The 21,467-nt window shown below is 49.9% G+C and carries 27 protein-coding genes and 4 pseudogenes; 9 read left to right on the forward strand and 22 right to left on the reverse strand.

The features are described from left to right. Positions 1-15 precede the first annotated feature (15 nt). The 22 genes and pseudogenes from ftsZ to MKQ70_RS33515 form a co-directional block, all read right to left on the reverse strand. On the reverse strand, positions 16-1,770 hold the full coding sequence (ftsZ, locus tag MKQ70_RS33410) for a cell division protein FtsZ (protein ID WP_248079464.1): 1,755 nt from the start codon (positions 1,768-1,770) through the stop codon (positions 16-18). Positions 1,771-1,816: 46 nt separating this feature from the next. Further along, positions 1,817-3,259, reverse strand: coding sequence for a cell division protein FtsA (gene ftsA / locus MKQ70_RS33415; RefSeq protein ID WP_248079466.1), 1,443 nt, complete (start codon positions 3,257-3,259; stop codon positions 1,817-1,819). A 29-nt stretch (positions 3,260-3,288) separates the two neighbouring features. Further along, the gene (locus MKQ70_RS33420; RefSeq protein ID WP_248079467.1) at positions 3,289-4,296 is read right to left on the reverse strand and encodes a cell division protein FtsQ/DivIB; all 1,008 of its coding nucleotides are present in this window, start codon (positions 4,294-4,296) and stop codon (positions 3,289-3,291) included. A gap of 15 nt (positions 4,297-4,311) precedes the next feature. Continuing rightward, positions 4,312-4,539 carry a hypothetical protein gene (locus MKQ70_RS33425; RefSeq protein WP_282457979.1) on the reverse strand — a complete coding sequence of 76 codons (228 nt, stop codon included), beginning with the start codon at positions 4,537-4,539 and terminating at the stop codon, positions 4,312-4,314. After that, on the reverse strand, positions 4,524-5,663 hold the full coding sequence (locus tag MKQ70_RS33430; RefSeq protein WP_248079477.1) for a UDP-N-acetylmuramate--L-alanine ligase: 1,140 nt from the start codon (positions 5,661-5,663) through the stop codon (positions 4,524-4,526). Before MKQ70_RS33430 ends, MKQ70_RS33425 begins: the two co-directional genes overlap by 16 nt. A gap of 25 nt (positions 5,664-5,688) precedes the next feature. Beyond that, positions 5,689-6,747 carry an undecaprenyldiphospho-muramoylpentapeptide beta-N-acetylglucosaminyltransferase gene (murG, locus tag MKQ70_RS33435; protein WP_248079479.1) on the reverse strand — a complete coding sequence of 353 codons (1,059 nt, stop codon included), beginning with the start codon at positions 6,745-6,747 and terminating at the stop codon, positions 5,689-5,691. Between the two features lie 17 nt (positions 6,748-6,764). Continuing rightward, a pseudogene (locus tag MKQ70_RS43010) lies at positions 6,765-7,921 on the reverse strand (FtsW/RodA/SpoVE family cell cycle protein). Positions 7,922-7,969: 48 nt separating this feature from the next. After that, positions 7,970-8,596: a Mur ligase family protein gene (locus MKQ70_RS33450; RefSeq protein ID WP_248079485.1), complete on the reverse strand. Its 627-nt coding sequence runs from the start codon at positions 8,594-8,596 to the stop codon at positions 7,970-7,972. Next, the gene (locus tag MKQ70_RS33455) at positions 8,551-9,066 is read right to left on the reverse strand and encodes a Mur ligase family protein (protein ID WP_248079487.1); all 516 of its coding nucleotides are present in this window, start codon (positions 9,064-9,066) and stop codon (positions 8,551-8,553) included. Before MKQ70_RS33455 ends, MKQ70_RS33450 begins: the two co-directional genes overlap by 46 nt. Further along, positions 9,042-9,305: a hypothetical protein gene (locus tag MKQ70_RS33460; RefSeq protein WP_248079489.1), complete on the reverse strand. Its 264-nt coding sequence runs from the start codon at positions 9,303-9,305 to the stop codon at positions 9,042-9,044. Before MKQ70_RS33460 ends, MKQ70_RS33455 begins: the two co-directional genes overlap by 25 nt. A gap of 8 nt (positions 9,306-9,313) precedes the next feature. Next, positions 9,314-10,060 (reverse strand): MraY family glycosyltransferase, encoded by a 747-nt coding sequence (locus MKQ70_RS33465; RefSeq protein ID WP_248079491.1) that lies wholly within the window; start codon positions 10,058-10,060, stop codon positions 9,314-9,316. After that, entirely contained in the window at positions 10,039-10,278 is a 240-nt protein-coding gene (locus tag MKQ70_RS33470; protein ID WP_248079493.1) for an MraY family glycosyltransferase, read from the reverse strand. The genes MKQ70_RS33465 and MKQ70_RS33470 overlap by 22 nt, the downstream gene beginning before the upstream one ends. Further along, positions 10,275-10,562, reverse strand: a complete 288-nt coding sequence (locus MKQ70_RS33475; protein WP_248079495.1) for a hypothetical protein — start codon at positions 10,560-10,562, stop codon at positions 10,275-10,277. The genes MKQ70_RS33470 and MKQ70_RS33475 overlap by 4 nt, the downstream gene beginning before the upstream one ends. 27 nt (positions 10,563-10,589) lie before the next feature. Next, positions 10,590-12,055 (reverse strand): annotated as a pseudogene (locus MKQ70_RS33480) (UDP-N-acetylmuramoyl-L-alanyl-D-glutamate--2,6-diaminopimelate ligase). After that, complete coding sequence (locus MKQ70_RS33490) at positions 12,056-14,113, reverse strand: PASTA domain-containing penicillin-binding protein (RefSeq protein ID WP_248079501.1); 2,058 nt, start codon at positions 14,111-14,113, stop codon at positions 12,056-12,058. 91 nt (positions 14,114-14,204) lie between these two features. Beyond that, positions 14,205-14,530: pseudogene (locus MKQ70_RS43015) on the reverse strand (FtsL-like putative cell division protein). A gap of 134 nt (positions 14,531-14,664) precedes the next feature. Beyond that, the gene (locus MKQ70_RS41715) at positions 14,665-14,742 is read right to left on the reverse strand and encodes a hypothetical protein (RefSeq protein ID WP_308199584.1); all 78 of its coding nucleotides are present in this window, start codon (positions 14,740-14,742) and stop codon (positions 14,665-14,667) included. A 97-nt stretch (positions 14,743-14,839) separates the two neighbouring features. Beyond that, positions 14,840-14,956, reverse strand: a complete 117-nt coding sequence (mraW, locus tag MKQ70_RS40355; protein ID WP_308199308.1) for a 16S rRNA (cytosine(1402)-N(4))-methyltransferase — start codon at positions 14,954-14,956, stop codon at positions 14,840-14,842. Next, a complete protein-coding gene (mraW, locus tag MKQ70_RS40360; protein ID WP_308199585.1) occupies positions 14,953-15,378 on the reverse strand; it encodes a 16S rRNA (cytosine(1402)-N(4))-methyltransferase in 426 nt (141 codons plus the stop codon). Before mraW (MKQ70_RS40360) ends, mraW (MKQ70_RS40355) begins: the two co-directional genes overlap by 4 nt. Further along, positions 15,296-15,568: a 16S rRNA (cytosine(1402)-N(4))-methyltransferase gene (mraW, locus tag MKQ70_RS43020; protein ID WP_372490055.1), complete on the reverse strand. Its 273-nt coding sequence runs from the start codon at positions 15,566-15,568 to the stop codon at positions 15,296-15,298. The genes mraW (MKQ70_RS40360) and mraW (MKQ70_RS43020) overlap by 83 nt, the downstream gene beginning before the upstream one ends. 6 nt (positions 15,569-15,574) lie before the next feature. Further along, a complete protein-coding gene (gene mraZ, locus MKQ70_RS33510; RefSeq protein WP_308199586.1) occupies positions 15,575-15,994 on the reverse strand; it encodes a division/cell wall cluster transcriptional repressor MraZ in 420 nt (139 codons plus the stop codon). Continuing rightward, the gene (locus tag MKQ70_RS33515; RefSeq protein WP_248079502.1) at positions 15,910-16,497 is read right to left on the reverse strand and encodes a hypothetical protein; all 588 of its coding nucleotides are present in this window, start codon (positions 16,495-16,497) and stop codon (positions 15,910-15,912) included. Before MKQ70_RS33515 ends, mraZ begins: the two co-directional genes overlap by 85 nt. Before the next feature lie 58 nt (positions 16,498-16,555). Between MKQ70_RS33515 and MKQ70_RS33520 the strand changes: the two genes are divergently transcribed. The 9 genes and pseudogenes from MKQ70_RS33520 to MKQ70_RS33555 all read left to right on the forward strand — a co-directional run bounded on the left by MKQ70_RS33520 (position 16,556) and on the right by MKQ70_RS33555 (position 21,460). Continuing rightward, the gene (locus tag MKQ70_RS33520) at positions 16,556-17,308 is read left to right on the forward strand and encodes an outer membrane protein assembly factor BamD (RefSeq protein WP_248079504.1); all 753 of its coding nucleotides are present in this window, start codon (positions 16,556-16,558) and stop codon (positions 17,306-17,308) included. A 48-nt stretch (positions 17,309-17,356) separates the two neighbouring features. Next, positions 17,357-17,764, forward strand: coding sequence for a DNA-directed RNA polymerase subunit omega (locus MKQ70_RS33525; RefSeq protein WP_248079506.1), 408 nt, complete (start codon positions 17,357-17,359; stop codon positions 17,762-17,764). A gap of 1 nt (position 17,765) precedes the next feature. Then, a complete protein-coding gene (locus tag MKQ70_RS33530) occupies positions 17,766-18,182 on the forward strand; it encodes a flavoprotein (protein ID WP_504909565.1) in 417 nt (138 codons plus the stop codon). Beyond that, the gene (locus tag MKQ70_RS43955; RefSeq protein WP_504909813.1) at positions 18,137-18,406 is read left to right on the forward strand and encodes a hypothetical protein; all 270 of its coding nucleotides are present in this window, start codon (positions 18,137-18,139) and stop codon (positions 18,404-18,406) included. The genes MKQ70_RS33530 and MKQ70_RS43955 overlap by 46 nt, the downstream gene beginning before the upstream one ends. A 23-nt stretch (positions 18,407-18,429) precedes the next feature. Next, positions 18,430-19,031: pseudogene (locus MKQ70_RS33535) on the forward strand (phosphopantothenoylcysteine decarboxylase domain-containing protein). Between the two features lie 75 nt (positions 19,032-19,106). Further along, positions 19,107-19,502, forward strand: coding sequence for a type IX secretion component PorD family protein (locus MKQ70_RS40365; RefSeq protein WP_308199309.1), 396 nt, complete (start codon positions 19,107-19,109; stop codon positions 19,500-19,502). After that, a complete protein-coding gene (locus tag MKQ70_RS40370; protein ID WP_282456935.1) occupies positions 19,492-19,941 on the forward strand; it encodes a type IX secretion component PorD family protein in 450 nt (149 codons plus the stop codon). Before MKQ70_RS40365 ends, MKQ70_RS40370 begins: the two co-directional genes overlap by 11 nt. Positions 19,942-19,984: 43 nt before the next feature. Further along, a complete protein-coding gene (locus MKQ70_RS33550; RefSeq protein WP_248079510.1) occupies positions 19,985-20,653 on the forward strand; it encodes a DUF4296 domain-containing protein in 669 nt (222 codons plus the stop codon). 114 nt (positions 20,654-20,767) lie between these two features. Continuing rightward, positions 20,768-21,460 (forward strand): CoA transferase subunit A, encoded by a 693-nt coding sequence (locus MKQ70_RS33555; protein ID WP_248079512.1) that lies wholly within the window; start codon positions 20,768-20,770, stop codon positions 21,458-21,460. Positions 21,461-21,467 lie beyond the last annotated feature (7 nt).

Here is a 21,467-nt window from a genome sequence, read left to right on the forward strand (position 1 = left end):
AAAATTGTTTTGCTATCAATCCGGCTTTTTACCGTCCAGGAATGTATTGATCGTATTGATCTCTACCTGGTCGTTGCCGTTATCACCTACGGAATATCCTGAATAGAACTGCTCAGCGGAGCCGGCGCCATTGTCCAGGTTAACGTTGCGACGCAGGTAAGCGGGCACGTTTTCTATTTCCGTATTATTATCCATTGTTTTTACATTAAAGCTGATGCTGCGCAGTTTCGCGATCCTTTCGGCCTGTTTGCGTTTCTGCTCTTCCAGTTGCTCTTCGGCCTGTGCACTATTATACACTGGCTGTGGTTGCGGTTGAGGTTCAGGTTGCGCAAGCGGTTCTTCGCGGAACACCATCTTCATTTCCGGCTCATCTTTCGGCTGTGCTGGCGTACCTGGCTCAGTATAGATGTTAGATGGCCTGGACAGGTAGCTGCCGCCGGTTGGCGTATGCACCTGCTGTTGTTGCTGTTGTTGCTGCGGCGTAATCACGTTAATGCCGTTGGTCGGGGCCGCCGGTTGGGCAACGACCTGCGGCATCGCCACGGGTTCGATGTTCAGCGTAAACGTCTGGCGTTCGTCAGCGAGCGGCGTAGGCGGTACAAAAGATACCGGGGAAGCCGGATGGTTCAGTATCGGCTCAACGAGGCGGGGAGCCATCACATCTTCCGGTTCGGAAAACAGGGTACCCTGGTTCTGCGCGCTCATCTTTTTCTCTTCGCCGTCACGTCCCAGGTGCAATACAATCTTCGGCTCCTCCTTTGGGCCAGCTGCGGGCTGTTGTGCCGCTTTCTGCTGGGAGATAGGCTTTTGTTCAAAACCTGTAGCGATGATCGTTACACCGATTTTATCTTCCAGTGTATGGTCGTAACCAACACCCAGGATCACATCACAATCCTCACCGGCCATGCTTTGAACATATGCCCGGATGATGTCCATTTCGTCCAGCGTGTGTTCGAACTCACCTTCGGAAGAAGAGATATTGATCAGGATCCATTTGGCACCTTTGATGTCGTTATCGTTCAGCAGCGGAGAAGTCAGTGCTTCCTCGATCGCTATCTGCGCGCGGTTTTCACCTTCCGCAGTAGCGGCGCCCAGGATCGCCACACCACCGTTGCGCATCACGGTACAAACGTCCGCGAAGTCAACGTTGATCTGACCAGTGCTGTTAATTACATCGGTAATACACTTAGCAGCAGTGGCCAGTACATTATCCGCTTTTTCGAAAGCCGCCTTGAACTTCAGGTCGCCAAATTTCTGGCGCAGCTTGTCGTTCGAGATGATCAGCAGCGTATCTACGTTTTCTTTCAGTCGATTAATACCTTCTTCGGCCTGCGTCATACGCTTCTTTCCTTCGTAGGAAAACGGCGTGGTAACAATACCTACGGTCAGGATGCCCAGTTCCTTACAGATGCGTGCGATGATCGGCGCGCCGCCTGTACCGGTACCACCGCCCATACCGGCAGTGATGAAGGCCATCTTTGTATTAACTTCCAATATCTTCTTCAGCTCTTCGAAGGATTCCTCCGTAGCCTGCTCACCGATTTTGGGATTGGCGCCCGCACCCAGACCTTGTGTCAGGTGGGGACCCAGCTGTACCTTGTTAGGCACAGGGCTGTTTGCTATAGCCTGTGCATCGGTATTACAGATGATGAAGTTCACCCCTTCAATGCGCTGGCTATACATATGATTCACCGCATTGCTCCCTCCGCCACCAATGCCTATCACCTTGATGATAGAGGACTTTTCTTTTGGAAGATCAAAATGTATCATGACTCTTTCTCTTTATTGGGTTAGTTATTCGGTTACTTTTTGGGGTCTAGAGTTTTGCATCTTCTTCCTCTGTGAACATGTCGATGATCTTTGTTTTCATCCTGTCCAAAAAGGTTTTGAGTGATGCGTTTCTTTCTCTTGCTTTTCTGTCCTGCACCTGTTGTGGTGTTGCTGTTACTTCTTCCTGCTCCGTTACTGTTTCTTCTTCCTCTTCTTCCATCCACTCCTGGTTGCTCTGTTGCGCGGCGCGGCGTGCGGCCTGCTCTTTAGCGAAGTAGCTGGTGTTGATTTTAACGTAGTTCTCTTCCAGGGCGCGGCGATCATTTTCATAATCGTTATAACCTTTCAGGATGAGACCAATACAAGTAGCATACATTGGTTTGGTCAGTTCGTCGATATGACCGCTGGCCAGGTGCTCGTTCGGATAACCGATACGGGCGCTTACGCCGGTGCTGTACTCGGTAAGCTGAATCAGGTGTTTCAGCTGCGAACCACCACCAGTTAATATAATGCCACCATTGAGCATTTTATTGTCCATGCCGATCTGTTTCAGGTGGAATACTACGAAATCGAGAATTTCGCTCATACGCGCCTGAATGATGTGGGCCAGGTTTTTTACAGAAATTTCTTTCGGGCTCTGACCGCGCAGACCGGGGATAGTGATGTAAGCGTTGTTTTTCGCTTCATCCGCTAACGCATATCCGAACTGCACTTTCATTTGTTCTGCCTGTGTTTTCAATACACCCAAACCGTTTTTGATATCGTTGGTGATGTTTTCGCCACCATAAGGAATAACGGCTGTGTGTTTGAGGATCCCTTCGTAGAATACGGCCAGGTCGGTAGTACCGCCGCCGATATCCACAATGGCAACACCTGCTTCAAAGTCCATGTCGCACATTACTGCTGCGGCGGAAGCCAGTGGCTGCAGTACGAGGTCACGGATTTTAAGACCGGATTTTTCAACGCTCCTGTTAATGTTACGAATGGCGTTTTTGTCGCCGGTAATAATATGGAAGTTAGCACCCACTTTCACACCGCTCATGCCAATAGGGTAGGTGATGTTCTGGAGGGCATCCACAATATACTGCTGGGGAATAACATCGATGATCTGGTCGCTGGCCGGTATAACCGTTTTATACTGGTCGTTGATCAGCTGGTCAATATCCTTCTGGGATATTTCCGCATCGGTATCGTTGCGAACGATGTCGCCACGGGTTTGTAAACTCTTAATGTGATGGCCTGCAATGCCTACGTATACTTCGTTGATCTCAAGATTGGGATTTGAAGCATAACAATTTTCGAGCGCCTGGCGAATAGCCTTGATCGTCTGGTCGATGTTCAGCACCATGCCGTGTTGGACGCCGAATGATGGGGCCTTACCGAATCCCAGGATTTCCAGTTTCCCGTATTCATTCTTCCGTCCTGCAATGGCAGCAATCTTCGTAGTTCCGATATCAAGTCCTACAATGATGGGAGCTTCCTGATTCATGTATTTATATTTAAAGGGTGCGTTTTTACTTAGTTTCTATTGTTGTTGTTAGGCCTGTAGATGGCTCTGGGCTGTTGCTGGCCGGAGGCGCCTGCCGTTGCCGGCCTTGGCCTGTCGGCCGTTCGCGCTGGCGGCCTGTCCGGTTGCCGCTCCGGTTTGGGCGGCTGCACTTGTGTCGGTGTTGTACTGGCCAGATGCACATCTATATTTACAGTTGAATCTACAGGAGGTGGCGGAGGCGGTGCTGCTTTTCCATCCCTTCTTGTTCCTACTACCTGGTCTTCGTAAGCGATGTTGATGCGTGTATACGTATTCCATCCCACTTTACTTAAACCTTCGCGGTAGAAAATCAGCAGCTTGTCAAACTTCTTCGCAACATCCGTGCCTTGTCCGAATTCTATCACATGATCGCCCAGTTTTGGGATGATCTCGAACTTTTTATCTTCGGTGATCACCACCTGTTCTACCTGCGCCAGCCAGAAGGTATCTTTCATGATGTACCCGGCTAAATCGCTGATTTGGGCAGACAGCAAACTGTCTGATTTCGTGAGCGTTGCTCCATCCGATGGAAAGCCAGTAAATACTGGTACTCTGGCGGAGTGGCGGTCGCTTACAGGGATGCGGCCACCTTCATCATCTAAATAGAAACTGTTACCCGTAAAGGTGAACACGCGGGCGAGTGGATCGCGTTGACGTACGTCTACGGTTAAACGGTTGTCATTGTCGATAAAGATGTCTGCCGATTTTACCCAGGGATCGCGGGTAACCAGTTTTTCCAATGCAGCGATGTTGATATCGCTGATAGGCTGGCCTACCGGATTTTTCTGGGGACCAGTGGCGATCAGTGCTTTAATATCCTTTTCGCTGATGAAGAAGTTCGTATCGTCGCCCGACATCTTTACCACGATGCCTTTGACCTTGGACTGGTTCTTATCATTGACAGCAGCCACCAACAGGCAAACGAAGCCCGACAGCGCTCCTGCCCAGAGCAGCGCTTTGCCGATACGTTTGAAGGTTAGTTTAGTTTTTGACTGCATGTCTTGTTTTTATTATCAGCTTAAATATTCTTTTAAAGGCTCCCGCAGCAGGTCGATGTCGCCCGCCCCGGCAGTGATCAGCAGCTCCGGCCGGTGTTCTTTGATCCAGGCTACCACACTGTCGCGCGGCATAATGGAAACTTCCGGGCCTTCAATTTTCGATGCGATCATCTCACTCGTTACCCCTTCGATGGGTAGCTCGCGGGCCGGGTAGATGGGGAGTAAAATCACCTCATCCGCCAAGGATAAACTTGCTGCAAACCCGTCTGCAAAATCGCGCGTACGGGTAAACAGGTGCGGCTGAAACACGACGATGCATTTTTTCCCGGGAAGAGCGTTTTGGCACTGGTTATCAGCGCTTTCAATTCTTCGGGGTGATGCGCATAATCATCTACGTACACGAGGTCTTCCTTCTTCACCAGGTATTCAAAACGCCTTTTAATGCCTTTGAATGCTGCCATTGCTTCACGGATTTTATCCGGGTCGATGCCCAGTAAATGCGCTACGGCAATGGCTACCACCGCGTTTTCCACGTTGTGCATCCCGCCGAGGTGCATGGTGATGTCGGTAATCATCCAGTCCTGCTGTACCACATCAAATGTGTAGCCGCCGTTGTACATACGGATGTTTTGCGCGTATACGTTGGCTGCATCATTCTGCAGGCTGTATTGTAATTTATTTGGCGCCTCCAGGTCGCTGTTGCGGTGCAGTCCAAAACGAGCGAGCAAAGTACCGTTTGGCTTAATGTTCTTCGTATACTGGATAAACGCTTCTTCCACCGCTTCCGCCGTGCCGTAAATATCCAGGTGATCGGCGTCCATCGCGGTGAGTACGGCAATATCCGGGCTCAGTTTCAGGAACGAACGGTCGTATTCATCTGCTTCAATGACTGCTACTGCCTTACCACTGCTCCAGAAGTTACGGTCGTAGTTCACGCTCACTCCACCCAGGAAAGCGTTGCAGCCGTAGCCGCTATGCCTTAACAGGTGCGCGATCATGGTCGATACCGTAGTTTTACCATGGGTACCGGCCACGGTGATGGCGAACAGGTCGCGGGTAATTTCCTGTAGTACGTCGCTGCGTTTCACGACTTCGTAATGGTTGTCGCGGAACCAGGCCAGCTCTGTGTGGGCAGCCGGAATGGCAGGTGTATACACCACCAGGTCGGTTGCTTTGTCCAGCAGGTTTACATCATCGGTATAATGAATGCTGATGCCTTCTGTCTCCAGCTGGCGGGTAAGCACAGTGGGAGTGCGGTCGTAACCGGAAACCGTTACGCCCTTTTCATTGAAGAAGCGGGCGATGGCGCTCATGCCAATGCCGCCTATACCAACGAAATAAACCCGACTGATGCTTTTCAGCTCCATAATTGTTGTACCTGTTTAGCTATTACTACATCCGCGTTGGCGTTACCCAGCGCGGCGATATTTTTTCCAGTTGTTCCTGTAAGGCCTTGTTGTTCACGAGGCTAAACAGTTCGGTGCCCAACGTTGTGCGAGCCACATCGTCCTTCACCAGCAGCGCGGCGTGTTTGTTCACGAGGCTCATGGCGTTGGCCGTCTGGTGGTCTTCGGCCGCAAAAGGATAGGGCACAAAGATGGTCGGCTTTTTCACCACACACAGTTCCGCGATCGCTAAAGCGCCCGCCCTTGACACCACCACGTCGGCTGCCTTATAGGCAAAGTCCATGACGTTGATAAAGTCGAACACCTTCACATGGCTGGCGTATTGCGTGGCCGCTGCTTTAGCGGTTTCGTAATACAGTTTGCCTGTTTGCCAGACTAATTGTATGTCGCGGTTCACGAACTCGGCCAGCAAAGGCTGCAGCGATTCGTTGATCGACTTGGCTCCTAAACTGCCGCCCACCGCGAAAACGGTAGGCTTGTTGCGGTCCAGTCCGAAGTGCGACATCGCATCTTCTTTTGTAACCGCAGACTGACTGATGTTGCCGCGTACAGGATTGCCCGTGTAAACGATTTTGTCTGCCGGGAAGAATTTCTCCATCCCATCATAGCCCACGCAAATAACGGATGCGTTGCGGGCCAGTATCTTATTGCTTTTGCCGGCATAGGAGTTTTGTTCCTGTATCAACGTGGGAATGCTCAGGCGCTGTGCCGCTCTTAAAATCGGGAAGCTGGCGTAACCGCCAACACCTACCACGGCATCGGGTCTGAAGCGTTTGAGGATGGTCCTTGCTTTCAGGATGCTGCGGATCAGTTTAAAAGGAAGCAAGATGTTTTTAAAGACATTGCTCCGGTTAAAGCCTACAATTTCAAGCCCTTCTATCTTATATCCCGCCTGCGGCACCTTTTCCATTTCCATTTTACCGGCGGCGCCGACAAACAGGATCTCGATATCTTGTTCCGCTTTACGCAAAGCATTCGCAATGGCTATCGCCGGGAATATATGTCCCCCGGTACCTCCGCCTGCTATGATTACTTTGTGTGGCATCTTTTTCTTTATTAGTATTATGCTGCAACCGGTTCGTTGATAACCGGTTGTTGCTGTTTGGCCTGTAAATCTTCCACCTGCCTTGATACGCTAAGGATGATACCGATAGCGAGGCTGGTGAAGATGACGGACGAGCCGCCCATACTCACCAAAGGCAGGGTTACACCGGTTACGGGCAACAGCCCCACGTTTACGCCCATGTTCATTAGTGCCTGTATCACGAGTGTCACGCTTAGTCCCAGCGACAGGAATGCTCCAAAAGCGTAGGGACAATTCTTAAAAATGCGAATGCTTCGTAAGAGCAGCAGCATGTAACAGGCTAATATTAAAAAGGCGCCAAAGATACCATACTCCTCAATTATTATCGCATAGATGAAATCCGAGTATGGATGCGGCAGAAAATTTCGAGCCGTACTATTGCCCGGTCCTTTCCCGAAAAGCCCGCCAGACGCGATTCCGAAGTTAGCCTGCTGTACCTGGTAGGGTACCTCATGATTTTCTCCACGTGTATAACTTTCGATCCTTTTAGACCATGTTTCCGTTCGCATTTTAATTCCTGTAATCTGTGCGAAGGCAAACATGAGTAAAACAAGCACCAGTCCGGCGCCCACCATACCCATCAGATACTTCAAAGGCACGCGGCCGATAAAACACAGCAGCATACAGCTCGCGCCCAGTAACAGGGCAGTAGACATATTCGCCGGCATGATCAGCATGCAAATAATACCTACCGGTATAATAATGGGTAGAAACCCTTTTTGAAATCCGTTATCACCTGTTGTTTTTTAGACAACTGCCTGGATACATACATGAAAATCGCCAGTTTGGCGATGTCCGAAGTCTGGAACGTCAGGTTTACCACCGGGAGCCGTATCCATCTGCTGGCGTCGTTATAGTTGGAACCAAACACCGGGGTATACATCAGCAGCGGGATCGACAGCAGGAAGCCCACCTGCGCCACACGTGAATAAATGGTGTAATTCACGCGGTGCGCAAAATAAATAATGAGCAGGCCCAGCCCCAGGAGTGTTAACTGTTTTACCAGGAAATACTCCGTATGGCCGTTGCGGGCGCGGTAGGCCAGCGAGCCGGTAGAACTATACACGGCCAGCAGGCTCACTGCAGAAAGGAAAAACACGATCGTCCAAATCACCTTATCTCCTTGTGTTTTCATCAGCCTACTCACGGTAATCAGTTTTTAAGGTTAAAAATGCCGGCGGTACTACAACGCTTTTACTTCCTCTTTAAACTTGCGGCCTCTTTCTTCATAGTTTTTGAAGAGATCGAAGCTGGCGCAAGCCGGGGAGAGCAATACCACATCGCCTTTATCGGCGAGCTGGAAAGCATTCTTTACTGCATCGGCCATGTTATCTGTATTAACCATCACTTTAGTGTCTTTAGACAGCGCCTCGTGAATGGGGCGGTTATCTACACCCAAGCAGATGATTGCTTTTACTTTTTCTTTTACGAGCTCGCGGATAGCGCTGTAATCGTTGCCTTTATCAACACCACCCATGATCAGTACGACAGGACGCTCCATGCTTTCCAGCGCGAACCATACCGAGTTTACGTTTGTTGCTTTGGAGTCGTTAATAAAATCTACACCACGGATAGTGGCTACATATTCCATCCTGTGCTCCAGGCTTTTGAAAGAAGTGAGGCTTTCGCGGATCTTCTCCTTCCTGATGTCCATCGTTTTTCCCGCTATTCCCGCTGCCATAGAATTATAGAGGTTGTGTTTACCTTTTAGCGCCAGGTCGTAAATCGACACTATCACCGGCTCTTCTTCCTTAACCTGTATGTTCAATTGTTCATTCGCAATGAATCCGCCTTCTTTCTTTGGTTCCATAATCGTAAAAGGTATTGGTGTTGAATAAATGTTTTTTTAGCCAGGAAATTCCTGATTTCAGGGTCATCAGCACAATAGATGAAGAAGTCTTCCTTGGTCTGGTTCATCGCAATGCGGAACTTAGACGCCACGTAATTCTCCATTTTATAATCGTAGCGGTCCAGGTGATCCGGGGTGATATTGAGGAGAATCGCCACATTTGGTTTAAACTCCTTGATATCGTCCAGCTGGAAGCTGCTTACTTCAATTACATAATAATCAGCCGGGGCGGTGGCAACCTGCCGGGCGTAACTCAAACCGATATTTCCGACCATGGCGGTGCTGAGTCCCGCCTGTTCAAAAATGTGGTAGGTGAGCGCCGTGGTGGTGCTTTTACCGTTGCTTCCCGTGATGGCAATGATCTTCGCGTCTTTGCTGTAGCGCCAGGCCAGTTCTATTTCCGATATTACCGGAACGCCTTTCTCCCGCACTTTTTCATCAACTCCGACTTTTCCGGTATACCCGGACTCTTCACAATTTCATCCGCCTCGAGTATTGTTTTCCAGGAGTGCTGACCTTCTTCAAACTCGATGCTGTTGACAGCCAGTTCCTGTTTATAGATGTCTTTTATTGGTCCGCCGTCCGATACAAACACGTCGAAACCCTTCTGTTTGGCCAGCAGGGCCGCTCCAATGCCGCTTTCGCCGGCGCCGAGTATGACAAGTTTCATATCCTATCTCATTTTAAGGGTCGCAATGGATACCACCGCACACATGATCGCCACAATCCAGAAGCGGGTAGCGATCTTGCTTTCGTGGTAACCCAGTTTCTGATAATGGTGATGCAGCGGCGACATTCTGAAAATCCTCCTGCCTTCGCCATATTTCTTTTGGTGTATTTGAAGTACGATACCTGCAGGATCACAGACATGTTTTCTACCAGGAATACACCGCAGAATATCGGGATCAGGATTTCTTTCCTCACAATGATGGCCAGTGAAGCGATGATGCCGCCGAGCGCAAGGCTGCCGGTATCGCCCATAAACACCTGCGCGGGATAAGCATTATACCACAGGAAACCTACACATGCACCCACAAAGGCCGCAATGAATATCGATAACTCGCCGAGGTTCGGGATGTACATGATGTTCAGGTACTCCGCAAACTGGATGTTACCGCTCACATACGCAAACACGCCCAAACAGATCCCTATCACCGCACTCACCCCGCCTGCCAGTCCGTCCAGCCCGTCCGTAAGGTTAGCGCCGTTGGAAATGAACACGATAATGAAAATCACGATCAGGATGTAAGGAATGAAAGTATACTTCTCCGCATTGGGCCCCATCCAGGAAATCAGTTTCGAGTAGTTGAACTCGTGATTTTTTACGAAGGGGATGGTGGTAATCGGTGTTTTCACGTCTACGAAGCGATGCCCGTCTTTCGTTACCCTTTCTTCCTTGCTGATCAGTTTTTCGTAAGAGGCCACTGGGCTTTTGGTCCCTGTACCTCGCGCGAAATCACTACGTTATCGTTAAAGTACAGCGTGGTGCCGATGATCAGGCCCAAACCTACCTGGCCAATTACTTTGAAGCGGCCGGCCAGGCCTTCTTTATTCTTTTTAAATACTTTGATGTAGTCATCTATGAAACCGATCAATCCCAGCCAAACGGTACACAGCAGGATCAGCAGGATGTATACGTTCATGACCCTTGCAAACAGCAGGGTAGGGATAAGGATGGCGGAAAGAATGATGATGCCCCCATGGTTGGTGTTCCTTTTTTCAGGTTTTCACCTTGCAGGCCCAGGTCGCGGATCACTTCCCCAATCTGTTTTTTCTGCAGGAAACGCACGATCGACTTACCGAAAATCAACGAGATCACCAGCGACAGCAGCAAGGCCATTGTCACACGGAACGTGATGAACTGGAACATCCCCGTACCGCTGATATTGAATTCTCTTTTTAAATAATCAAATAAATAGTACAACATAAAAAAGGGTGATCTGAAGCGTTGATTTTATTTTTCCAGTAATTCAAATGTTTCTTTCAATACTTGTTTATCGTCGAAGGGATGTTTCACCCCGTTGATTTTCTGGTATTTCTCGTGGCCTTTGCCCGCCACCAGCACAATGTCTTCCTTACCTGCCAGTGATATCGCCGCTTTGATGGCTTCGTGGCGGTCCTGGATCGAAATCGTTCTTTTCCGCAGATGCACAGGCACACCAGCCTCCATTTCTTTAATAATCTGCGCCGGATCTTCCGAACGTGGATTATCAGAAGTGAAGATCACCTTGTCGCTGTGCTCCGCCGCTACTTCGGCCATGACCGGCCGTTTAGTGGTGTCGCGGTCGCCGCCGCAACCCACCACGGTAATGATCTGCTCATGTCCCTGGCGCAGTTTTTTAATAGTGGCCAGCACATTCAGCAAAGCATCCGGTGTGTGCGCATAGTCTACAATGCCGATGATCCGTTCTGTGGCAGACGTGATGTAATCGAACCGTCCTTCTGCGCCGGGTATATCACTCAGCGCCTGCAGTACCTCACCTTTGTCTTTACCCAGCAGGATCGCGGCGCCGTAAACGGCGGTCAGGTTGTAAGCATTAAATTCTCCAATAAGCCGGAAGTGCACATCTGTATCGCCGATATTCAGCTGCAAACCTGTGAGATTGTTCTCCGGGATCTTCGCTTTAAAATTGGCCAGTGTGCGAAGACTATAAGTCTGTTTGTCGGCCCTGGTATTTTGCAACATCACACTTCCGCGCCTGTCGTCAATGTTGGTGAGGGCGAACGCGGTAGCGGGAAGGTTGTCGAAAAACGACTTTTTCACCTTCAGGTATTCGTCGAATGTTTTGTGATAATCGAGGTGGTCGTGCGTAATGTTGCTGAAAATGCCGCCCGCGAACTTCAGTCCCGCGATACGGTGCTGATGAATAGCGTGGGAGCTTACTTCCATAAATGCGTAGGCACAACCCTGCTTCACCATTTCGGCCAGCAGCGCCGGAGGCTGATCGCATCCGGGGTGGTATGCGTGGCGGGAATGATCGCATCGCCGATCTGGTTCTGTACGGTGCTGAGCAAACCACAATGGTAGCCCAGTTTGGTGAACAGCCTGAATAACAGCGTCGCGATGGTGGTTTTACCGTTCGTGCCGGTTACACCCACCAGTGTCAGTTTTTGCGAAGGATTATCGTAATAGTTACCTGCCATTATGCCGGCAGCTTCGCCGCTGCTGGCTACCTGTATATAACAAACACCATCCTTCAGTGCTGCCGGTAGCGTTTCGCATACGATGGCCGCCGCGCCCAGATCTGTCGCTTTTGCGATGTACTGGTGCCCGTCAGCATGCATGCCCCTGATAGCGAAAAACACGTCGCCGGGTTTTACCTGCCGGGAGTCTATATGCAGCGCATTCACGGCTACCTCTCGGTTACCGTGAATGGCGGTGATGTGCACATTATATAATATTTCCTGTAAGGACTTCATTTAGCTTAATTCAATTACGATCGTTTGTTCCCTGTTGATGGCCGTTCCACCATTAATGGATTGGGTCGCCACTTTTCCAGCTCCTTTAACTACTACCCGGAGACCTGCGTTTTCCAGCAGGTAGAGCGCATCCTTAAGGCCCATGCCCTTTACGTTGGGCACCACGCCGCGGGGCTGTGCCACCGGGTTGAAGTCGATTTTATTCTTTGTGATGTCGGCATTCACCCAGTTGCTGCTTGTGAGCGCACCGTCGAAAGGCAGTCCCAGGGTGTTTACAATGCTGCGCCATTCACTGCCTTTACCGTTTTTCATCACCATCGCAGAGTCCAGTCTTTTACCGCCTGCGAGCATCGAACCTTGTTTTTCCACCGTCAATGCATACATCTTATCGGCAATTTCCCGGAATACCGGGCCGGCTACCGATCCGCCGTAGAACTTCGCCGCGAACGGTTTGTTCTTGATAATTACTACGCAGGTGTACTGCGGATCATCGGCCGGAAAATAGCCGGCAAACGATGACTGATAAATATGGTCCGCGTATCCGCGGTTGCCGTTCGCCATCAAGGCCGTGCCGGTTTTGCCGGCAAAAGGGTAGTAAGGCGTGGCAAGCGCTTTCGCTGTACCTTCTGTCACCACGCCTTCTAGGATAGTGTGTAATTGTTTTAATGTCTCTTTAGAACAGATGGAATCCATCAGTACCTGAGGCATATATTCTTTTATTGGTTTGCCATACTCCATGATCGAATTCACGAGGTAAGGCTTCATCATTTTTCCATTGTTGGCTACTGCGTTATACAACATGCAGGTTTGCATGGGACTGACCAGTACTTCATAACCAAACGCCATCCACGGTAAGGTGGTGGCGCTCCATGATTTATTTGCCGTTGTTTTGATCACCGGGGCTCCTTCGCCCACCAGGTCAATGCCGGTAGGCTTATCGAGACGAAGGCGTTTAAGGTGGTTCACAAACCTGTCGGGTTGGTCCCGGTAGTATTGCCAGGCCAGCTTTGCCATGCCCACGTTGGAGCTGATCTCAAAAGCCTTCTTTACTGTAATGTGATTGATGCCCCGGTGCGGCTCACTGTCCCAAACCGTTCGTCGTCCCACCTGCCAGGCGCCTTCATTAATATCCACCGTTGAACTGAGCGTTACATGTTTGTCTTCCAGTGCCGCGATCATGGTGGCCAGCTTGAAAGTGGAACCAGGCTCCGTCACACGGATGGCGTAGTTCATATCTTCAAAGTAGCTGCCGTCCGGTTGCCTGCCGAGGTTAGCGATCGCTTTCACTTTGCCGGTTTTCACTTCCATGAGAATGCAGGTGCCGTATTGCGCTTCGTTCTCCGTTACCATCCGCATCAGCGCTGTTTCCACGATGTCCTGCATGTTTACATCCAGGGTGGTCACGATGTCTTTACCATTTTCCGGTTCAATATCGTAGCCGTCCATCGGTACATAGGTACCACCGGCGATGCGGCGCATCAGCCGTTTACCGGTTACGCCACTCAGGTGTTCGTCGTAAGTTCTTTCCAATCCTACGTTCTGTGCATTTTCGCGGGCCAGCCCGATGGTGCGGTTGGCCAGCAACTTAAACGGATTCAGGCGGCGCTGCCTGTTCTCCGCGATCAATCCGCCTTTGTTTTTACCCAGGCGGAACATGGGGAACTGCCGGATCTGCTGGTATTCTCCGAACGACACGTTCCTTTTCAATAAAAAGTAGCGGTCTCTCTCCTTATATCCTTCCTGCAAAATGCTTTTATAGCCATCTTTACTTTTATCGCCAAAAAGACGTGACAGGCAGTAAGCCAGGGAGTCTACATTATTTTTATAGATCTCGCCGTTTTTTGCCCGCAGGCCGTCCGCTGCAAAATCCACATACAAATTGAAGTAGGGAACAGAGGTGGAGAGCATGCGGCCTTCTTCTGAATAGATGGTGCCGCGGTCTGCGTCGAGGGTAACAAAGGTGGTGTGCATGCTGTCGCTCATTCTGCGCCAGTAGTCGCCTTCGATGTTCTGTAGGAAAAATACCCTGCCGAGTATGGCCACACTGAACAGCGCCATGCCGATAAAGCACAGATAAACACGCCAGAGTATGTCCTTTTTACTTCCACGTTTGCAGGGCTGTTGAGATATGTTTTATATTAAATATTGTTTATTCCGGTTTTTCCTTCACAATAATGCGCTGCGGCGGTGTGCTCAGTTCTTTCAATCCCAGCGGCTCAACCGCTTTACTTACTTCACTCATTTTGCTGCGGAACATTAGTTCACTTTTGAGGTTCAGGTATTCCCACTTCAGCTCTGATTTGATTTCCCTGCCGAGTTTGTTGATCCTCCGGATCTTTTTTCGGCGAGGTGGCTGTTGGCGATATAGACGAGGGCCAGTACGGACAAAAACAGGATGAAGGGCAGGTTTTGCGTAATCAGCCGGTAGTTGATGCGCAAACGCCATTCTTTCCTGGTATCCGGCTCGGGCGGCATGTCGGTGGGTTTTGGTTCCACCGGCTCCGGCGCCGTATCTATATGCTTCTCCTCTTCCTGCAACACGTTACATGATTTATGTGCTTGTTACCTAATTGTTTAATCAGAATAGGGGATAGTAGGAGCCGTGTTGTTTACAGCTTTTGTGCAACCCGCAACTTGGCGCTTCTCGACCGCGTGTTTTGCTTCAACTCGGCTTCCGTTGCGGTCACAGGTTTTTAGTGACCAGTTTAAATATTTTCGGAGGCGTAACGGCCGGGAAGTTTTGATCGTCCTGTACGTCGAAAGCACCGTTCTTTATGTAATTTTTCACCAACCGGTCTTCTCCAGCGAATGGAAGGTGATGATGGCCAGTAGTCCGCCTGGCTGTAATACTTCGGCCGACTGTGTAAGCAGATCTTTCAAAGCACCCATCTCGTCATTCACTTCAATTCTGAGTGCCGGAACACCTGCGCCAGGTATTTTGCGGGGTTTCCTTTTACCAGTGGCTGAATCATCGCTTTAAATTCGTTGATCGTGCGCACGGTAGTGGATTTCCGCAGGCTTACAATTGTCTGGGCCAGTGTGCGGGCGTTGGTCACCTCTCCATATTCCTGGAAAATCAGTTGAAGCTGTTTCTCCGAATAAGTTTTAATGATGTCTGCCGCCGTTTTCTCCGTCCGGTTGTCCATCCGCATGTCGAGCGGACCGTCGAACCGGGTGCTGAAGCCTCTTGCGCCGGTGTCGAACTGGTGGGAAGATACCCCCAGGTCGGCCAGGATGCCATCAGGCTGCGCTTTGTGCAGTCGCAGGAACCTTTGCAGGTGCCTGAAATTCTGCTGTACAAAGGTTACCCGCTCGTCCCGGATACGATTGGCGTAAGCGTCTTCGTCTGGTCAAAGACAATGAGCCGTCCCCGGGTCCCAGTTTTTCCAGGATAGCCCTGGAGTGGCCGCCGCCGCCAAATGTGGCGTCAACGTAGGTGCCGTCCGGGCGAATGTTCAGCAGGTCAATTACTTCGTGCAGAAGTACGGGTAAGTGATATCCGGATGTTTCCATACGCTGCTATATTAAGTCTCCCAGGCTATTGCTCCCGCCGGCCATCACCTGTTGCGCCAGGTCACTGAAATTTGCCGGTGAGAAATTTTCAAAGAACTCCCGGTACTTGGTCTTGTCCCAGATCTCAATTTTATTGGTAGCCGCGGTGAGCACAATGTCCTTGTCCAGCCCCGCGTACATAGTCAGATTTTTAGGAACCAGCAGTCTGCCTGCACTGTCCAGCTCAAGAATCGTTGCGCCGTTTAGAAAATAGCGCCTGAATTCCCTAGCTTTAGGATCGAAATCATTGAGTTTACTGATTTTCTCAAAAATGGGCTGCCACTCGTTCATCGGGTAAAGTGTTAAACACTTTTCGAAACCCCGGTTAAGCACAAACTGGTTGCCCGCGCTCTCTGCCAGCTGCTTTTTAAAGCCGGCGGGGAGCAGGAAGCGACCTTTGCGTCGAGCGTTGCTTCATATTCACCGAGAAATCCAGTCAAATTCAGTGTTTTACCTATTAAATTCCATTTTCTAACACAAAATAACACTTTTTCCCACTTTCTAACGAAAAAATGAGTTGCAAATTTTTTCCACAGGGGGAATTGTGTGTGGGAATCAGCGTTTGAGGGGTTAAAACTGCGTGTATTCGTTGGTTTTTGTGGATAAAATGTTGACAGGGCTCGATATTCGGTGGATTTCGTGTGGATAAAGTCGAGGCCTTCGCTGGAACGCGCCATCATGGCGCAGTAAGGTATTTGCTGAAAATGGGGATTTTGATCAGGAAAGGGTGTTTTTGATGATGTAGTGGCGAAAAGTGTTAGTGGGAAATAAGCGTGGAATTTTGAAAAGTCAGGTGTTATTATAGTTACGGTGTAAAAATGTGGGAGTAGTGGTGAAAAGTGGGGAAGCCCGTCCCACACCATATTTTGCAAAATTTTAACGGTTGCCAACCGCCCCCTTACTTATATTTACATTTCAATCTTAATTTTCTTAACTTTGCGCTTCTTTATGCGGAAATTTCTCTTATTCATCAGTTTCGGGGCAATCATCATGGCGGCGGGCTCTTCCTGTAACAGGGAGCTGCGCAGGATTGAGAAAAGCAATGACGTGGAAAAGAAACTGGCTTATGCGGACAAGCTGTATGGTAAAAAACGCTATCAGCTCGCCCAGACTCTCTACGAAGAATTGATTCCCGTATATAAAGGAACCGAAAAGTTCGACAGCCTGTACTACCGTTACGCGTATTGCTCTTACTACCTGAAAGATTATACGCAGGCCGGCTTCCACTTTAAAAACTACATCGACGCGTTCCCGAGCAGTCCCCGTGCTGTGGAGGTAGATTATATGCAGGCTTACTGCTATTATAAGCTGTCGCCCAAGGTTACGCTCGACCAAACGAATACCTCCAAGGCTATTTCGGCCATGCAAACGTTCATCAATAACTACCCGCAGGCTCCCAAAGTGGCCGAGGCAAACCTGGTGATCGAGCTGTGCCGCAAGAAACTGGAGAAAAAAGAATACAACACTGCCGAGTTATACTATAATCTCGGCCACTATAAAGCAGCAGGGGTATCTTTCACCAACCTGATGCGCAACTACCCGGATTCTGAGCTGAGCGACAGTTATAAGTTCATGGCTATCAAGGCCTACTACCTGTACGCAAAGAACAGCATCTTCGAAAAACAGAAGGAACGCTATGAAACAGTGGTGACCGAGTACGGAGTTCAACGAACGGTATGCGGCCAGCAAATTGCATGGTGATGCCGAAAAATATTATACCTTAGCTAAGAATAACTTAAAAACTCTGGAATGATGAGCAAACTAAAGAGAAATCTAACCAGTAGTCTGAACCCCTGGGTTGAAACTAAAAATACTACTGATATCAAGAACAGGACAGGTAACCTGTACGAGTCTATTGCCATTATTGCCAAAAGGGCAAACCAGATCAATATATCTGTAAAGGAAGAGCTGCATTCCAAACTGGAAGAGTTTGCCAGCCATACAGATAACCTGGAGGAAGTGCACGAGAATAAGGAGCAGATCGAGATCTCCCGTTTTTACGAGCGTATGGCTAATTCTCCTATCCAGGCTACCCAGGAATTCCGGATAACAAAATTTATTTCCGCAAGAACGACGACGACCTGTTCAGCTAATATTGCGAAAAATATTAACTTCATAGCGGCAGAATATTTACTATTCTGCCGTTTTTGTTTATAGTATGTTACAAGGCAAAAAGATCCTGTTAGGTGTTTCGGGCAGTATCGCCGCTTACAAGTCGGCCATATTGGTGCGGTTGCTGGTGAAAGCCGGCGCCGAGGTAAAAGTGGTGATGACACCAGATGCCGCGCACTTCATCACCCCGCTTACGCTTTCCACACTTTCTAAAAACGAGGTGGGTACCGCCATCAGCGAAGGTTCCAGCTGGAGCAATCACGTGATGATGGGCCGTTGGGCGGATGCCATGCTGGTAGCTCCCGCTTCTGCCAATACGCTGGCGAAAATGGCGAACGGTTTGTGCGACAACCTGTTGCTGGCTGTTTACCTGTCGGCCGCCTGCCCGGTATTTTTGCGCCGGCAATGGATGAAGACATGTGGCATCACCCGGCAACGCGCGCGAATGTGGCGAAGTTATTGAGCTTCGGGCACAGGCAGCTGCCGGTGAATAACGGTGAGTTGGCCAGCGGGTTGTTTGGAGAGGGGAGGATGTCAGAACCGGAGGATATTGTGGCGTTTTTGTCGGCACATTTTGCCGGGGAAATACGAAGCCTGACGCTGGTTCACCTGCCTGGTATGGGCAGTCTATCGGAGACGACGTATCTAAGACAGCGAAGCCGCTCACGGGCCAAACCGCCCTCGTAAGCGCAGGCCCCACTGTAGAACTCATTGACCCTGTACGTTTTATCAGCAATCACTCTACCGGTAAAATGGGCATTGCCGTCGCAGAAGCCTTGGCGGATGCCGGCGCCGATGTGAAACTGGTGCTGGGACCAACGTCGATCAGTACTTCGCACCCGGGCGTGACGATCATCCCGGTACAGTCGGCCGCCGACATGCTGGAACAATGCAACACTATATTCCCCGATGCAAAGATCGCCGTAATGGCCGCCGCAGTTGCGGATTACCGTCCCGCCAAAGCCGCCGATCAAAAGATCAAGAAGGACGAAGATGTGTTAAGTCTTCAGCTGGAGAAAACAACGGATATCCTCAAAACCCTGGGTACAAAGAAAAAAACAGGTCAACTGCTGGTCGGTTTCGCCCTCGAAACCAATAATGAAAAAGAATTCGCGTTAAAGAAACTGCAAACCAAGAACTGGATATGATCGTGCTCAACTCCCTCCGCGATGCGGGCGCCGGTTTCGGGCACGATACCAATAAAGTTTTGCTGCTCGACAGGCTCGGCAACGAAACGCCGCTTCCCCTCAAAAGCAAACAGGAAGTAGCCAAAGACATTGTACTCGCAATAATAGCACTGCAACATGCGTAAAATTCTTCCCTTACTGATACTGAGCCTCTGCAGCTCCATGCTGGTCCGCGCCGGGAACTGCGCGCCACTGTAAGCGTGGTGGCGAACCAGGTAGGTACCTCTGTAGACCGCAAAGTTTTTACCACGCTTCAGAACCAGATCACCGAGTTTTTAAATAACCGCCGGTGGACAGACGACTCCTATGCCCAAGGCGAGCGAATCGACTGTAATTTTTTGCTGAACGTAACACAGTCGGTAGGAAACAATACTTACAAGGCATCGCTGACAGTACAGGCAACGCGGCCGGTATTTAATTCCAGCTACACGACCAGTGTAATGAACACAATGGATAACAACATTACGTTCAAGTACGTCGAGTTCCAGCAGCTGGAGTTCAACGAAAACCGCATCGCCGGGAACGATGCCCCGGTATCTAACCTCACCGCCACACTGGCCTATTATGTATATATCATCCACGGGAATGGATTATGACTCGTTCAGCCTGCGCGGCGGCGACCCGTACTTCAAAAAGGCGCAGGTGATTACGAACAATGCGCCCGACGGTAAAGATATCTCCGGCTGGAAAGCCTTTGAAGGTAACCGCAACCGCTACTGGCTGCAGGATAACATCCTCAACTCCAAGTACAGCCGCTTCCATGAAGCCATGTATTTGTACCACCGCCGGGGACTGGATATCATGTACGACGATGCCGCCAAAGGCCGTGGCGCTATCATGAATGCCCTGCAATTACTGCTTGCTATTCATGAAGATACGCCCAATACTATGCTGCTCGCCACCTTTTTTACCGCGAAATCAGAAGAACTGATGCGCGTGTTTTCGAAAGCCTCGCCGCAGGAAAAGCAGCGCGCATCCGCTATGTTGCAGCGTATGGACGTGCCCAATGCACAGAAATATGCGCAATTGAAGTAATTTTGCCTTCCAATAAAGAATTATGAGGAGAACAGCGTTACTGTTGACCATTTGTACCCTTATCGCCGTGGCTTGCGGCGATAAGGGCAAAGTGCCGAAGGAAGTTATCGGGAAGGATAAAATGAAAAAGATCCTGATCGATATGAACCTCGCCGATGCATTTGGGCGCGACATTACGGAATATGATTCGATCCCGATGACCGATTCGCTGCGCGAGCTGCGCGTGAAAAAATATTATTCCCAGGTGCTGGCGTTGAATAAAGTCAGCATAAAGGAATTTATGGATAGCTACCGCTGGTACGAGGCGCACCCGGACGTGTACGAAGAAGTGCTGAAGAACATGCTCAACGACGTAACCGCCCGCAAAGCGCATTTCGATACGCTGGAAACCCGCCGTCAGCAGCACATTACGGATTCAATGAACAAGCGTGAGCAATTCCTCACGGATTCTATTAAAAAGGCGAACCCGAAAGACTCTGCGGATATGCATAAAATAGATTCGATCAAGATCCGGCAACGGTCGATCGCCGATTCTATCCGCACACGCGATCAGCAGCGGGCAGATTCGCTGCTAAGAGTAAAGGCCCGCGCCTCGATGGATTCTACGGCTAAAGTGAATAAAAAACGCTTCCAGTCAGATACGGTAAACCTGCGTAAACGGCAGGATTCGATCCGGAAAATACTACAGCAGAACAAACGCGTAGTTTTATAAGAGAAGGAAGGGCTAACCGTAAGGTGGCCCTTTTTATGCGCCCACGTTGTTCATCCGCAGAAAACTTATATTTGCTCATTAACCACTTTTTTACACCAAAACATTAAACGCTTTATGCACAAAGTCGTTGCAAACGCCGGGGCGGCCATACATGATATAGCCGACGGCGCAACAATTATGCTCGGTGGGTTTGGCTTGTGCGGTATCCCGGAAAATTGTATTGCGGCCCTCGTAAAAAAGGGCATTAAGAACCTTACCTGCATCTCTAACAATGCGGGCGTGGATGAATTTGGCCTGGGCTTACTGCTTAAAACCCGGCAGATTAAAAAGATGATGTCCAGTTACGTAGGGGAGAACGCCGAATTTGAACGGCAGTTGCTTTCCGGTGAGCTGGAGGTAGACCTTATTCCCCAGGGAACGCTGGCTACGCGTATCCAGATGGCGGGCATGGGTATTCCTGCATTCTTTACACCGGCCGGTGTTGGTACGGAGATCGCGGAAGGAAAGGAAGTGCGCGAATTCAATGGTCGGCATTATTTGATGGAGATGGCCTTACATGCGGATTTCTCCATCGTGAAAGCCTGGAAGGGCGATACGATGGGCAACCTGGTATTTCGCAAAACCACGCGCAACTTCAGTACCTCCATGGCGAAGGCGGGTAATATTACCATCGTTGAGGTGGAGCACCTGGTGCAGCCCGGCGAAATAGATCCCGACCATGTGCATGTACCCGGCATTTATGTGCACCGCATCTTCCAGGGCGGCGGCTACGAAAAGCGTATCGAAAAGCGCACGGTAAAAATGTAATCCCATC

The sequence above is a fragment of the Chitinophaga sedimenti genome, from assembly GCF_023156195.1.
Lineage (GTDB): Bacteria > Bacteroidota > Bacteroidia > Chitinophagales > Chitinophagaceae > Chitinophaga > Chitinophaga sedimenti.

Coding starts and splice junctions, on each gene's coding strand:
- murG (WP_248079479.1), bottom strand. CDS start 6,747: ATGCCACACAAAGTAATCATAGCAGGCGGAGGTACCGGGGGACATATA.
- MKQ70_RS33450 (WP_248079485.1), bottom strand. CDS start 8,596: ATGGAACCAAAGAAAGAAGGCGGATTCATTGCGAATGAACAATTGAAC.
- MKQ70_RS40370 (WP_282456935.1), top strand. CDS start 19,492: ATGGATTATGACTCGTTCAGCCTGCGCGGCGGCGACCCGTACTTCAAA.
- MKQ70_RS33520 (WP_248079504.1), top strand. CDS start 16,556: ATGCGGAAATTTCTCTTATTCATCAGTTTCGGGGCAATCATCATGGCG.
- MKQ70_RS33555 (WP_248079512.1), top strand. CDS start 20,768: ATGCACAAAGTCGTTGCAAACGCCGGGGCGGCCATACATGATATAGCC.
- MKQ70_RS33530 (WP_504909565.1), top strand. CDS start 17,766: ATGTTACAAGGCAAAAAGATCCTGTTAGGTGTTTCGGGCAGTATCGCC.
- ftsA (WP_248079466.1), bottom strand. CDS start 3,259: ATGAATCAGGAAGCTCCCATCATTGTAGGACTTGATATCGGAACTACG.
- mraW (WP_372490055.1), bottom strand. CDS start 15,568: ATGGAAACATCCGGATATCACTTACCCGTACTTCTGCACGAAGTAATT.
- MKQ70_RS33475 (WP_248079495.1), bottom strand. CDS start 10,562: ATGTTGTACTATTTATTTGATTATTTAAAAAGAGAATTCAATATCAGC.
- ftsZ (WP_248079464.1), bottom strand. CDS start 1,770: ATGATACATTTTGATCTTCCAAAAGAAAAGTCCTCTATCATCAAGGTG.
- MKQ70_RS33420 (WP_248079467.1), bottom strand. CDS start 4,296: ATGCAGTCAAAAACTAAACTAACCTTCAAACGTATCGGCAAAGCGCTG.
- MKQ70_RS33470 (WP_248079493.1), bottom strand. CDS start 10,278: ATGAACGTATACATCCTGCTGATCCTGCTGTGTACCGTTTGGCTGGGA.
- MKQ70_RS33525 (WP_248079506.1), top strand. CDS start 17,357: ATGATGAGCAAACTAAAGAGAAATCTAACCAGTAGTCTGAACCCCTGG.
- MKQ70_RS33490 (WP_248079501.1), bottom strand. CDS start 14,113: ATGGCGCTGTTCAGTGTGGCCATACTCGGCAGGGTATTTTTCCTACAG.
- MKQ70_RS33460 (WP_248079489.1), bottom strand. CDS start 9,305: ATGAAACTTGTCATACTCGGCGCCGGCGAAAGCGGCATTGGAGCGGCC.
- MKQ70_RS43955 (WP_504909813.1), top strand. CDS start 18,137: ATGTGGCATCACCCGGCAACGCGCGCGAATGTGGCGAAGTTATTGAGC.
- MKQ70_RS33430 (WP_248079477.1), bottom strand. CDS start 5,663: ATGGAGCTGAAAAGCATCAGTCGGGTTTATTTCGTTGGTATAGGCGGC.